The organism is Amycolatopsis sulphurea (assembly GCF_002564045.1).
In the GTDB taxonomy this organism is placed as follows: Bacteria; Actinomycetota; Actinomycetes; order Mycobacteriales; family Pseudonocardiaceae; genus Amycolatopsis; species Amycolatopsis sulphurea.
Genome location: NZ_PDJK01000002.1, coordinates 543,454 through 555,420 on the forward strand (window position 1 = coordinate 543,454; position 11,967 = coordinate 555,420).

Here is an 11,967-nt window from a genome sequence, read left to right on the forward strand (position 1 = left end):
TGACCGAGCCGCCGGACCCGGGTCAACGCGTTTTCCGCCGGTTCAGGCAAACAGAACGTCCAGTTTGGCCCGTACCCGATCCAGGTCTTCGCTGTACTTGAGCACCGCGCCGAGCGTGCGCGCCGCCGTTGCCGCGTCCAGTTCGTCGCGGTCCAGCGCCAGCAATGCCCGCGCCCAGTCGAGCGATTCGGCGGTCCCGGGCGGTTTCAGCAGTTCCAGATCGCGGAGCCGGTGCACCGCCTCGGCGACCTGCCGGGCGAGCGTCTCCCCGAGCCCCGGCACCCGGCGGCGCAGGATCCGGATCTCGCGAGGCAGGTCGGGATGCTCCAGCCAGTGGTAGAGGCACCGGCGTTTGAGCGCGTCGTGCACCTCGCGCGTGCGGTTCGAAGTGAGCACCACCAGCGGGGGTTGCTCGGCACGGATCTCGCCGTACTCGGGAATCGTGACTGCGTATTCGTCAAGCAACTGCAGGAGGAATGCCTCGAACTCGTCGTCCGCGCGGTCGATCTCGTCCACCAGCAGTACGCACGGCGCGCTGGTCAGCGCCTGCAGCAACGGCCGGGCCAGCAGGAACCGCTCGGTGTAGAGCGACCGCTCCGCGGTGTCCGCGTCCAGCCGCCCGCCCTCGGCCGCTTCAAGCGCCCGCAGGTGGAGCAGCTGGCGCGGAAAATCCCATTCGTACAACGCCTGCGCAGCGTCGATCCCCTCGTGACACTGCAACCGGACCAACGGCAACCCGAGCCCCTCGGCCAACGCGAGCGCCAACGAGGTCTTACCGGTCCCCGGCTCCCCCTCGCAAAACAACGGCCGCCGCATCCGCAACGCCAGAAACCCGGCCGTCGCCACCCCTTCGTCGGCGAGATATCCCACACCGTCCAGCGCGGCGATCAGTTCCTCAGGCGAGGCAGGAGAGGCGGTCACGCCGTCGATCGTAGGGCCGGACGGGATCCTGCCGCTGTTTCAAGCCCGGCCACCCCCGAGCGCCGGGGACTTGGGTTCTCCGGCTGCTAACGTGCGGCCCCCATGCTGACCGGCCGGGCGCTGATGTTGCCGCGCTTCGTCCGGCCGCGCATCGACGGCCCCGGCTCGGCGCGAGAACCGGCGCGCCACCCCAACCCGACTCGGCCCACCCCAACCCCACCCCGCCCAGCCATGCACCCTCAATGCCCAACCAGACCAGCCGGAACGAGCCCGGACGAGACCCCGTCCCAGACACCGACACGGACCCGGTCAGTCCTCCATAAGCTGTTGATCGTCTGGGGTGTGGTGCTCCGGATACCCAGGTCGGTGGCGGGTGGCAATCAGTCCTCTGCGGCGCCAGGCCGTTCGAGGTCTGCCGGGCGGTCCACGTCGCGCCCGGTGCCCAGGTCGCCGCATTCGACGAGGCGTACGTCGGTGCGGGGCTTGAGCCAGTCGCGCGCACCACGGTCACCGGTCGCCGCAGCGGCGATCTCCAGCCACCAGCGGCGGCCGAACAGGACCGGGTGGCCGGGCACCCCGTCGTACGCAGCGCGAGCCACCGCGGCCTCCCCCGCTCCGGCGAGCACCCGCCGAAGCGCGGCAGGCGGCACCCACGGCAGGTCGACCAGGTGCACCAGCACGGCGACAGCGCGCGCCTCCCGGTCGATCAAGTGCTCGAGACCGGCAGCGAGCGATTCCCCCATCCCCTCGCGCCATCGGGTCGCCTCGATGACTTCGAGATGGTCCGGCAGCAGCCGACGGACCTCGCCCGCGGCCGCCCCGACCACCACCCGCACGGGTTCGCACCCGGCTTCGGCGAGCGTGCGGACGGCTCGCTGCACCAGCGCTTCACCTTCGAACTCGACGAGCGCCTTCGGCTTGCCGAACCGCCGCCCCGCACCGGCGGCGAGGAGCAGCCCGGTGACCGGTTCAGCCATACGCTGCCTGGATCTCAGCCATGTGCGGCCTGGGATGAAGCGGTCAGCCGCAGGTCGGCCGAGATGGCGGCAGCGGTGGCCAGCAACGGGGGCACGAGGTCGTTCCGCGCGGTCTCCGCAGAGGTACGGCTGGCGTGCGTGGAGATGTTGATCGCGGCCACCGCCCGTCCTCTGCTGTCCCGGATCGGGGCGGCGACCGAGCGCAGTCCTTCCTCGAGTTCCTGGTCGACCATGGCCCACCCTTGACGGGCGACGACGGCCAGCTCGGCGTTCAGCGATTCGCGGTCGGCCAGGGTGTTCTCGGTGAGCCGCTCGAAATCGGTGACGATCAGGAAGGCTTCCAGCTCGACCGGCGTCATGTCGGCGAGCAGCACGTGCCCCATCGACGTCGCGTAGGCCGGAAACCGGGTGCCGACATTGATACTCACCGTCATGATCCGCGACACCGCGACGCGGGCGACATACACGATGTCCGGGACCTCCAGCACGGACACCGAGCTGGATTCGTGCACCTGCGCCGAAAGCCGCTCCAGATGTGGTTGCGCCACGTCGGCAAGGCTCAGGCTGGACAGGAACGCGTACCCCAGCTCCAGCACCCGCGCCGTGAGCGAGAAGTACTTGCCGTCCGTGCGCACGTAACCGAGGTCGACGAGCGTGAGCAGGAAGCGCCGCGCGGCTGCGCGAGTCAGCCCGGTGACGCGGGCGACGTCGCTGAGCGTGCGATGCGGCGCCTCGGCGCTGAACGCCTTGATCACCGATAGCCCACGTTCCAGCGACTGCACGTGGTGTGCGCCGCGTTCGGCCGGCTCCTCGGAATCCATGCCCCGAACCTTATCCGGCCGGTCGCCAGGCCGCGGCTTCTCCCAGCTCGGCGCTGGTCCGCAGCATGATCGCCCAGGCTCCGCCGACCGCCGGCACAACGGTGCACAGCAGACCTTCACCGACCTCGTCCGCAGTAATCCCGTCGCAGCGCACCGCGTGACCTCTCATCACCAGCCCTTCGTGATAGCGCAACACGGAGAGCACACTTCAGCCGAGAGTCCACGCATCCAGCTCGCCGCGCATCCCTACTCACCCGAAGCCCACCTCGGTGAGGTTCTCCGGGACCGACTGCCGAACTCGGTAGCCTCCGCCACCGCACGCACCCTGTAGTCCACACCCAGCACCTCGCAGCGAACACGCATACCCGCCTCGTGCCGGTCTCTGTCCATTCAACCTCCGTGATCGGTTCGGGAGTCAGCCAGTCGAAATAGCCCGACTCCCACTGCCATTTTCTTCTTCTGGGCTGCCGTGCCTCCGTCTTCTGCGCTGCCACCCCGTGCGGCCGGTCGTCCTCCCTTCTCAGACGTTCTCGAGGACGACCGCGAGACCCTGACCGACGCCGATACAGATCGCCGCAACTCCCCACCGTCCACCGGTGCGGCGCAGCTGCCGGGCGAGCGTGCCGAGAATCCGGCCACCCGACGCCGCGAGCGGATGCCCGATCGCGATCGCGCCGCCGTGCACGTTTACCAGCGCGGGGTCGAGTTCCTTCCACTCCCGCAGGCAGGCGAGGGATTGCGCGGCGAACGCCTCGTTGAGTTCCAGCGCCGCCACGTCGCCCCACCTGATCCCGGCCCGTTCGAGCGCGAGTTCCGCGGCTCGTACCGGCCCGATGCCGAAGAGGTTCGGATCGACCCCGGCCGCGCCCCGGCCGGCGATCCGGGCCAGCGGATCCCGGCCCAGCCGCCGCCCGGCCGCCTCGTCACCCAGCAACAGCATGGACGCCCCGTCACTGAGTGGCGACGAGTTGCCTGCGGTCACCGTGCCGCCCTCGGCTTGGAAGGCAGGTTTGAGCTTGGCCAGCTTCTCCGTCGTGGAATCGGGCCGGATGCCTTCGTCCCGGTCCAGCTCTGTGCCCTCGACCGGCACCACGTGGTCGGCGTAGAACCCTTCGTCCCAGGAGCGGGCCGCGTTGCGGTGACTGCGCACGGAGAACTCGTCTTGCTCGTCGCGGCCGATGCCGTAGCGCCCGGCGAGGTATTCGGTGGCCTCGCCATTGGAGATCACGTACTCCGCGGGCATCGCCGGGTTGACCATGCGCCACCCGAGCGCAGAGTTGTACAACGTCTGGTTGGCGGCCGGAAAAGCCTTGTCCGGCTTGGCCATCACCAATGGCGCGCGGCTCATCGACTCGACTCCGCCGGCGGCGATCAGCGAGGCGTCACCGACCTGGATGGTCCGGCTCGCGTGCAGGACCGCGTCGAGCCCGGACGCACACAGCCGGTTGACCGTCGCGGCCGGCACCGAAGTCGGCCAGCCGGCGAGCAGCGTGGCCATCCGCGCGACGTTGCGGTTGTCCTCACCCGCCCCGTTCGCGTCGCCGAGCAGCACCTCATCGACAGTGCCGGGGTCGAGGTCGTTGCGCTGAGCGAGGGTGCGCAACAGCCCGGCGGCCAGGTCGTCGGGCCGGGTCTTCGCCAGTGCGCCGCCGTGGCGGCCGAACGGCGTACGGATCGCGTCGAACAGGTAGACGTCGCTCATTCGCCAGCCTTCTTCAGTGCACGGAGCAGGGACAGTTCACCTTCGGCGGGTGCGGGGGTGGTGCTCAGGTTCTCGGCCACTTTCAAGGTCCACCCAGTGGCCTCGATGACTTCCGCCGGCTCGATCCCCGGATGCAGTTCGGTGAGCGTCAGCTCGGCGGTCTCCGGATCGGGCCGCAACAGCCCGAGGTCGGTGATCACGAGGGTCGGCCCCGCCCCGCGCAGGCCGAGCCGCTCCCGGTCGCCACGCCCGGTGCCGTGGCCGAATGACGTGACGAAGTCGACCTTCTCCACGAACGTTCTGGGGTTCTGCCGCAGCACCACGAACACCTTCTTGCAGGAGGCCGCGATCTCCGGCGCCCCACCCGCTCCGGGCAGGCGCACCTTCGGATTGTGGTAGTCGGCGCCGATCACCGTGGTGTTGAGGTTGCCGAACCTGTCCAGCTGCGCAGCGCCGAGGAAACCGACATCGATCCGGCCCGGCTGGAGCCAGTAGTTGAACACTTCGGGCACACTCACCACCGCATCGGCGGTCTCGGCCAGCTCGCCGTCACCGATCGACAACGGCAAGCGCGCGGGTTTCGCGCCGAGACAACCGGATTCGTAGATCAACGCGAGGTTCGGCGCATGCGTGCGGCGTGCGAGATTCGCGGCGGTACTGGGCAGCCCGATGCCGACGAAGCAGGACATGCCCTCACCGAGCGCGCGGGCCGCAGCCACGCTCATCATCTCGTCGGCAGTGTACTCGTTCATGCCTTCACCCCGGTCAGCCCGGCCAGCCAGCGGGCGAATTCCTCGCGGTCCCGCCCGATGACGTCCCACGCCTGGTAGGCAGCGTTGTCGCGCTCGTAATAGCCGGCCGCGTAGGACGGCCTGGCGCCGCCCGGCACCTCAGCGACGGCGGTCACCGCCCAGCCGGGCAGCACGAGGGCCCCCGGCCGTGGTTCCAGCTCGTCGACGATCTCCTCCACGGTGACCAGCGACTGCTTCGCCGCGAGCACGGCTTCCTTCTGGATCCCGGCGATCCCCCACAACTGCACGTTGCCCATCCGGTCGGCGCGCTGGGCGTGCACGATCGCGACATCCGGGTTCAGCGCAGGCACCGCGGTGAGCCGCTCCCCGGTGAACGGGCAGGTGATCGGCTTGATCGTGTCGGTCTGCGCGGGCAAGTCGGTGCCGGTGTACCCGCGCAGCACGGCGAACGGCAGCCCCGACGCACCGGCGACGTAGCGATTGGCCATCCCCGCGTGACTGTGTTCTTCGATTTCCAGGGGCACTGGCCAGGAGTGCTGTACGGCGTCGCGAAAGCGGTGCAACGAGCCGACTCCCGGGTTGCCACCCCAGGAGAAGATCAGCTTGCTCGCGCATCCAGCGCCGATGAGCTGGTCGTAGACGATGTCCGGGGTCATCCGTATCAGGGTGAGACCCGTGCGGCACTGCCGGATGATCTCGTGACCGGCCGCGACCGGGATGAGGTGCGTGAACCCCTCGAGCGCGACAGTGTCCCCGTCGTGCACCAGCTCGGCGATCGCCTCGCCGAGCGACAGCACCCGTGCCATCTCCAGCCCTTCCCTTGAAGTCTTCTCTGCGGTAGTCTGTTCGCATAGCGCACAGACGTTCTGATTGAGAACATAGCACGGGGCGGCCGACGGGGAAAGGGAGAAAGAGGTGAGACCAAGCGGAGTGAGCAGCAGAGTGAGGTGAGCGGGGCGGCGGCTGCATTCGGTGATGTCTCTGGCGATCGTGGCGCGGTGTATATGAGTGGAGGTGGTGCTGAGGCTGTTGATCGGCGTGGGTACCTGGGAGCGGCTGCGACGCGGCTCGCGAACGCAAGGCGATGGTGCGGAATGGGCGATACCGCTCTTCATCACGGGTGACGGCAACGAAACGCCAGGTGAGGCCGGAGGAGACCTCCGTATCACTGCTCGGCGGCAGGAAATGTCAGGGTGCACGACAGGCGGAAAGGCAGGGTCGCAATGCGGAATTCACCGTTGTCCGGCGTGAAGTGCTACCGGGCGTGGGCGTATCGCGGAGGTGGGGTGGCTGTGCTGTTCCGGGGCCGGTGTGGAGCCTCGCCGACGCGGGATCGTCGGCATTAGGCTGCTCGCCATGCCGAAGATCGCCGTCACTCGATGGATTCCGGACGAGGCTCTGGAGGTGCTCCGGACGGTCGGCGAGGTCGTGGTTTCGCCGGTTGATCGGCCGCTGACGCCGGAGGAGTTGCGGGAGTTCGTGGCGGGGTCGTCCGCGGTGGTGTCGATGCTGCACGATCGGGTCGACGGGCCGGTCGTGGACGCGGCAGGGGACGGATTGCGTGTGGTCGCAAACGTCGCGGTGGGGTACGACAACGTCGACGTTGCCGCGTTGGCCGGGCGTGATGTCGTGGTGACCAACACGCCGGGTGTGCTCACGGAGGCCACCGCCGACCTCACGTTCGGGTTGCTGCTGGCGATCACGCGGCGGCTCGGGGAAGGAGAACGGCTCGTCCGAGCGGAACGGCCGTGGTCGTTCCACCTCGGGTTCCTCCTGGGCTCCGGGTTGCAAGGCAGGACGCTCGGCATCGTCGGGCCTGGGCAGATCGGGCGGGCGGTGGCCGCGCGGGCGGCCGCGTTCGGGATGCGGATCGTCTACTCAGGACGGTCACGGAAACCGGACTTTCCCGGGGAGTTCGTGCCGTTCGAGGAGCTGCTGGCGCGCGCGGACATCGTTTCCCTGCACTGCCCGCTCACCCAGGACACCCGGCATCTCATCGACGCGACCGCGCTACGAGCCATGAAACCCGGGGCGTACCTGGTGAACACCACGCGCGGTCCGGTCGTCGACGAGTCAGCGCTGGCCGACGCGCTGGAAGCCGGGGAGATCGCCGGTGCCGCGCTGGACGTGTTCGAGGCGGAGCCGGACGTCGAACCGCGGCTGCTCAGCCGGGAGGACGTGGTGCTGACCCCGCACCTGGGGTCGGCGACCGCGGAGACCCGCACCGCGATGGCGGTGCTGGCCGCGCGCAATGTCGCTTCGGTGCTCGCCGGGGCGGAGCCGCTGACGAAGGTAACGCCGTGACCCGCGTCGTGATCGCGCCGGACAAGTTCAAGGGGAGCCTCACCGCAATCGAGGTCGCCGAGGCGATCGCGCTGGGCGTGCGGGATGCGCTGCCGGACGCGGACATCACCACCTGCCCCGTCGCCGACGGCGGCGAAGGAACGTTGGAGATCCTGGAAAACGCGGGCGGCACATGGGTACAGCTGCCGGTTCGGGGGCCGCTCGCCGAGCAAGTCGAAGCGCGTTATGTGCTGCTCGACGGCGCGGCGTACATCGAATCGGCGCGAGCGTGCGGCATCGAGTTCGTGACACCGAGCCCGGAGGTCGCGCTCACCGCGCACACCTGGGGTGTCGGCGAGTTGCTGGCCCACGCGCTGGACCGCGATGCGCGCAGGCTCGTGCTGACGGTCGGCGGGACGGCGAGCACGGACGGCGGAGCGGGCATGCTGGCCGCGCTGGGTGCCGGAGTGCTCGACTCGTCCGGCGCGCCAGTAGACCTCGGCGGCAGAGCGCTGGCCCGAGTCGCCCAGGTGGACCTGGCGCCGGCGCGGGCGCGGCTGGGCGAGGTGCCGGTGGCCGTGGCGACCGACGTGACCAATCCCCTGCTCGGCCCGAACGGCGCGGCCACGATCTTCGGCCCGCAGAAGGGCGCGGGCCGAGATGATGTCGCGAGGCTGGACGCCGCGCTGACGCAGTGGGCCAAGGCCCTGGTGAAGGCCGGCGCGCGAGACATCTCGACCGTTCCCGGCGCCGGCGCGGGCGGTGGAATCGCCGGCGGCGCGGTCGCGGGGCTGGGGGCGAACGTCGAGTCGGGCTTCGATCTGATCGCGTCGCTCACCGGGGTGGACGCGGCGCTGGGCGGCGCGGACCTGGTCATCACCGGCGAGGGTTCGCTGGACGAACAGTCGTTGTCCGGCAAGGCCCCGGCAGGAATCGCCGCACGGGCGGGGCGGGCAGGCGCATCGCTGCTGATACTGGCCGGCCGGATCCAGCTGGATGCCGCGGCGCTGGCCGGGCTGGGCGTGGTGGGCAGCAGCGCACTGATCGACCACGCACCGTCACTCGGCCACGCGCGCACGCACGCCGCCGAGCTGCTGCGCGCCAGGGCGGAGGTGCTGGTCCGGGAATGGGCCGCGAGGTGAGTCGTCCTTTGTGGACGATGGGCGGCCAGGGGTGGCCACGGACCGCCGGGACGCCACCCGCGCGTGATCGGTGGCTCGGCGGTCGGGCCAGGTTTACAGGTAGTCGATCGGGCCAGGTTCGCAGGTAATCGGTGGGCCGTGAACCCACGCGGTCGGGCGGGCCGCATGGTCTGTCGGACCGGCCGACTCGCAGCTCACCAGAGGGGTCGGGCTCGCCAGCCAGGTCTGGAGACGCGTTGCGCCCGCCCCGTCCTCGGTTGCGCCCGCCCGCCTGCGTTGTGCACGGCCCCGTCCTCGGTCGCGCCCGCCCGCCTCAAGCCCCGCCCATGTACCAAACCGCGCCCGCCTGGCCAAAGCCGCACCCGCCTGGCCCAAGTTGCGCCCGCCTGACCCAAGCCGCACCCGCAACCACGCCCGTACCCACGGCGCGTCCGCCGCGGTTGCGCCCGTCCTGAACCACACCGACACCCCCAAGCGGCGCCCACCGCCCTCATCGGCCAACGGCAGCCGTACAACTCCGGGACACGCAGGTCCTTGCCGCCCAAGGCAAACCCTGGGCGGCAAGCGTCCGAAAGAAATCCGCTCAGGCGGACTGCTGTGGCAGCACGGCGAACGCGACGTCGCCGGTCTCGTCCTGCTGGACGTCGAGCACCTTGTCGTCGAGCAGTGCGGCGGCCTGCGGTTCCAGGAAGACCTTGGCACCGCCGTCGGTGCCGACGACGCGGTCGCCGTCTTCGGGGGACGGGGCGACGGACAACGCCAGCTGCGCGCCTTCGCCTTCCATGCTCTGGAGTGCGAACCGCAGTCCGCTGTCGCCGCTCTCTGCGCCCTGCTGGGCAGTCAGCGCGGAGATCGCCTCGGCGGCGGCTTCGGTGACGGTCAGCATCTTCGGCCTTTCCCTTCGTCGCGGTCGGATGCGATGTCTGATGGTGGTTCACGCTAGGGTCGCCCGGGCGGTGGCGCAGCGTGAGCGGACCGGTACCCGGATAGCAGTGGTGCCAGTCACAGCGAATCGCCGCGACCGGCGGAGTCAGGCACGGCGGTTCATCGCCGAACGGATCGCGTCCGTGATGGTGCTGCCTGCCGGATCCGACCGGCTTCCCGGGCCGGATCCGGGGTATCCCGAACCTCTGGCCTGCCGCCCGTTCGCGGCCACCCCGGGACCGGGCTCGCGGCCCTCGGCGGGATGCCGATCGTTCATGAGCCCTCCTGGCGTCCACAGTGTCCGAAGGGGGCTACCCGCGACGCAGCAAGGTGAAACGGGGTGATCTGCTGTCGCTCGTATCACAGGTGGCCCGAGGGTTCATCAGGTTCACAAGTTTGTGAACTGCAGGTAGCGTCGCACTCATGACCACCACGAGGTGGGCGCCCCGGCGGCCGCAGCTCACCGACGGGCAGCACCGCGAACTCGGCGGGCACGCGGCGTGGTACCTCGCCGCCGGCGGGATCACCACCGGGCTGCAGGCCGTACTCTTCCTCCTGCTGCGGCCGGAATTCGGCGCACAGTGGGCGAATCTGGTCGCGATCGCCCTCACTACGGTGGGTAACACCGAATTTCACCGCCGCGTCACCTTCGCCGGGCGCACCAGCCGCGCCGGCAAGCGGCATCTGCAGGATCTCGCGACGTTCGCCTTCTACGTCGGCTACGGTTCGATAGCGCTGGCCTTGCTCGACGGACTGGTCGATCACCCGACCGCCTGGCAACAGACCGGCACGCTCCTGACCGCGAGTGTCGTGGGCGGCATCCTGCGATTCGCCGTCCTCCGCTGGTGGGTCTTCGATCGCGGAGAGGCCACAAAGGACTGATCATCCGGCCGTGTCCACAGTACACTCCGTCAGGGACAGGTCACGCACGGCGACTTCGACACTGGGGTCGGCACCCAGCCGCACGGATCGACCCCGCGAGGGATACCGATCTTGATCTTCACTGCGACGAGGCGGCGCGTCGCAGCCGCTCATGGGGGTCGCGGTCCGGCGCGAAGTAGCCGGTCGATGCGGAGCACGGTGTCGCGGACCGCACCGCCCGAAATGCGTAGGTCCGCGTCCCACCTCCGGTTGTCCAATCCGGACAGTGGAGCGACGCACATCCGTCTCGAGCGCCCTCGGCCGGATTCGCGCTCCCATGATCACTTCCCCGGGGCGACCGCCGCGGGAAAGCCGGGTTGGCGCGCCTGCACCTCCGTGCCGGTTTTGCCGGTACTCCCGCGGCGAGATCCTGCAGGCGAACAGCCGCGATCAGCGTGACCACGGCCGCTCATCGGATGAATCCGGACCCCCGCCACCGTTCACCCGGCCCGTCACCTTCCGCTCACGGCGCGACCGGCAGGCCGATCACGCCTGCCACACACCCCGAACCCGGCCCACTCGTCCGGCCGCGGCGGACACTCTCCGTCGCGCCACCACGATGTAACCCTCCGTACTTATACCGCCCTTCGTTCGGTACATTCCGCGACCCAGGATTCGCCCGCCGCGTCGCTGGGTCTCAATTACATCAAGACTGTTGCTGCTAACGGGGTATTCGTAGTTGAAAGATGGACGGTCCGGGATGAGCCGCCTAGGGTTACACAGCGTCGCAACGGACGCGGATCTACCCCCGCCGATCGGGGGAGCCGCGACCGCAACATCACAGAGTGTTGACCCCAAGACTGCGACGGTCGCCGGGTCGCCGGGGAGACGACCATGACCGCACCGACAACCACGAAGCCGTCCGACACAGCGGAAACCGGGATTACCGGAGCGCCCACGGAGCACACCGTCACGGGATATGTGCAGCCCGAGCAGCTGCCTCGCGGTGGCGGACGGCTGACCAAGGAGGACCTCGACCCGCTCGTGCGCGCCGCCGGCCGGGGTGATCAGCTGGCGATCGGGCAGCTGCTGCACGTGCTCCGCCCGGTGGTGGCCCGCTACTGCCGGGCCCGGATGGGCGGGCGCGACCTGTCCTACCTCTCCGCCGACGACGTGGCGCAGGACGTCTGCATGGCCGTGCTCAAGGCTCTGCCCGATTACCAGGACCGCGGCGGCTCCTTCCTGTACCTGGTGCACGCGATCGCGGCGAACAAGGTCGCCGACGCCTACCGGGTGCTCGCCCGCGACCGGTCCGACCCGGTCGCTGAGCTGCCCGAACGCCCGCTGTCGGGCAACGAGCCGGAAATGCGCGTACTGCAAGTCGATCTCGGCAGCCGCTTGCAGGAGCTGCTCACCAAGCTCGCCCCGGTGCAGCAGGAGATCCTCGCGCTGCGCATCATCGTCGGGCTGAGCGCGAACGAGACCGCGGAGACGCTCGGTATCTCCGCGGGCAATGTGCGCGTCACCCAGCATCGTGCGCTGAGCAAGCTCCGCGAAATGATCCAGGGCCAGGAATTCTGAGGC

The 11,967-nt window shown here is 69.6% G+C and carries 13 protein-coding genes; 4 read left to right on the plus strand and 9 right to left on the minus strand.

All coding sequences use genetic code 11. The features are described from left to right. Positions 1–42: 42 nt before the first annotated feature. The 7 genes from ATK36_RS08515 to ATK36_RS08545 all read right to left on the minus strand — a co-directional run bounded on the left by ATK36_RS08515 (position 43) and on the right by ATK36_RS08545 (position 5,979). Positions 43–921, minus strand: a complete 879-nt coding sequence (locus ATK36_RS08515; protein WP_098510772.1) for an AAA family ATPase — start codon at positions 919–921, stop codon at positions 43–45. 380 nt (positions 922–1,301) lie between these two features. Beyond that, complete coding sequence (locus ATK36_RS08520; RefSeq protein WP_098510773.1) at positions 1,302–1,898, minus strand: nucleotidyltransferase family protein; 597 nt, start codon at positions 1,896–1,898, stop codon at positions 1,302–1,304. A 14-nt stretch (positions 1,899–1,912) separates the two neighbouring features. Further along, positions 1,913–2,719, minus strand: a complete 807-nt coding sequence (locus tag ATK36_RS08525) for an IclR family transcriptional regulator domain-containing protein (RefSeq protein WP_098510774.1) — start codon at positions 2,717–2,719, stop codon at positions 1,913–1,915. Positions 2,720–2,729: 10 nt separating this feature from the next. Beyond that, entirely contained in the window at positions 2,730–2,888 is a 159-nt protein-coding gene (locus tag ATK36_RS32090) for a hypothetical protein (protein ID WP_170069663.1), read from the minus strand. 351 nt (positions 2,889–3,239) lie between these two features. Then, complete coding sequence (locus ATK36_RS08535; RefSeq protein ID WP_098510776.1) at positions 3,240–4,421, minus strand: thiolase family protein; 1,182 nt, start codon at positions 4,419–4,421, stop codon at positions 3,240–3,242. After that, complete coding sequence (locus ATK36_RS08540; RefSeq protein WP_098510777.1) at positions 4,418–5,173, minus strand: CoA-transferase subunit beta; 756 nt, start codon at positions 5,171–5,173, stop codon at positions 4,418–4,420. Before ATK36_RS08540 ends, ATK36_RS08535 begins: the two co-directional genes overlap by 4 nt. Next, positions 5,170–5,979, minus strand: coding sequence for a CoA transferase subunit A (locus ATK36_RS08545; RefSeq protein WP_098510778.1), 810 nt, complete (start codon positions 5,977–5,979; stop codon positions 5,170–5,172). The genes ATK36_RS08540 and ATK36_RS08545 overlap by 4 nt, the downstream gene beginning before the upstream one ends. A 550-nt stretch (positions 5,980–6,529) precedes the next feature. On the opposite strand from ATK36_RS08545, the gene ATK36_RS08550 reads away from it, so the two are divergent. Beyond that, on the plus strand, positions 6,530–7,477 hold the full coding sequence (locus ATK36_RS08550; RefSeq protein WP_098510779.1) for a 2-hydroxyacid dehydrogenase: 948 nt from the start codon (positions 6,530–6,532) through the stop codon (positions 7,475–7,477). After that, positions 7,474–8,598 carry a glycerate kinase gene (locus tag ATK36_RS08555; RefSeq protein WP_098510780.1) on the plus strand — a complete coding sequence of 375 codons (1,125 nt, stop codon included), beginning with the start codon at positions 7,474–7,476 and terminating at the stop codon, positions 8,596–8,598. The genes ATK36_RS08550 and ATK36_RS08555 overlap by 4 nt, the downstream gene beginning before the upstream one ends. A gap of 583 nt (positions 8,599–9,181) precedes the next feature. Here the strand turns inward: ATK36_RS08555 and ATK36_RS08560 are convergent. Together ATK36_RS08560 and ATK36_RS32095 are read right to left on the minus strand one after the other, a co-directional pair. Then, positions 9,182–9,484, minus strand: coding sequence for a HesB/IscA family protein (locus ATK36_RS08560; RefSeq protein ID WP_098510781.1), 303 nt, complete (start codon positions 9,482–9,484; stop codon positions 9,182–9,184). Positions 9,485–9,628: 144 nt separating this feature from the next. Continuing rightward, positions 9,629–9,799 carry a hypothetical protein gene (locus ATK36_RS32095; protein WP_170069664.1) on the minus strand — a complete coding sequence of 57 codons (171 nt, stop codon included), beginning with the start codon at positions 9,797–9,799 and terminating at the stop codon, positions 9,629–9,631. 146 nt (positions 9,800–9,945) lie between these two features. Between ATK36_RS32095 and ATK36_RS08565 the strand changes: the two genes are divergently transcribed. Beyond that, complete coding sequence (locus ATK36_RS08565; protein WP_098510782.1) at positions 9,946–10,404, plus strand: GtrA family protein; 459 nt, start codon at positions 9,946–9,948, stop codon at positions 10,402–10,404. 873 nt (positions 10,405–11,277) lie between these two features. Then, entirely contained in the window at positions 11,278–11,964 is a 687-nt protein-coding gene (gene shbA / locus ATK36_RS08570) for an RNA polymerase sigma factor ShbA (protein WP_170069665.1), read from the plus strand. Positions 11,965–11,967 lie beyond the last annotated feature (3 nt).

Excerpts from the sequence above, each read along its gene's own strand:
- ATK36_RS08520 (WP_098510773.1), bottom strand. The coding sequence starts at position 1,898 with ATGGCTGAACCGGTCACCGGGCTGCTCCTCGCCGCCGGTGCGGGGCGG.
- ATK36_RS08525 (WP_098510774.1), bottom strand. The coding sequence starts at position 2,719 with ATGGATTCCGAGGAGCCGGCCGAACGCGGCGCACACCACGTGCAGTCG.
- ATK36_RS32090 (WP_170069663.1), bottom strand. The coding sequence starts at position 2,888 with ATGAGAGGTCACGCGGTGCGCTGCGACGGGATTACTGCGGACGAGGTC.
- ATK36_RS08535 (WP_098510776.1), bottom strand. The coding sequence starts at position 4,421 with ATGAGCGACGTCTACCTGTTCGACGCGATCCGTACGCCGTTCGGCCGC.
- ATK36_RS08540 (WP_098510777.1), bottom strand. The coding sequence starts at position 5,173 with ATGAACGAGTACACTGCCGACGAGATGATGAGCGTGGCTGCGGCCCGC.
- ATK36_RS08545 (WP_098510778.1), bottom strand. The coding sequence starts at position 5,979 with ATGGCACGGGTGCTGTCGCTCGGCGAGGCGATCGCCGAGCTGGTGCAC.
- ATK36_RS08550 (WP_098510779.1), top strand. The coding sequence starts at position 6,530 with ATGCCGAAGATCGCCGTCACTCGATGGATTCCGGACGAGGCTCTGGAG.
- ATK36_RS08560 (WP_098510781.1), bottom strand. The coding sequence starts at position 9,484 with ATGCTGACCGTCACCGAAGCCGCCGCCGAGGCGATCTCCGCGCTGACT.
- ATK36_RS32095 (WP_170069664.1), bottom strand. The coding sequence starts at position 9,799 with ATGAACGATCGGCATCCCGCCGAGGGCCGCGAGCCCGGTCCCGGGGTG.
- ATK36_RS08565 (WP_098510782.1), top strand. The coding sequence starts at position 9,946 with ATGACCACCACGAGGTGGGCGCCCCGGCGGCCGCAGCTCACCGACGGG.
- shbA (WP_170069665.1), top strand. The coding sequence starts at position 11,278 with ATGACCGCACCGACAACCACGAAGCCGTCCGACACAGCGGAAACCGGG.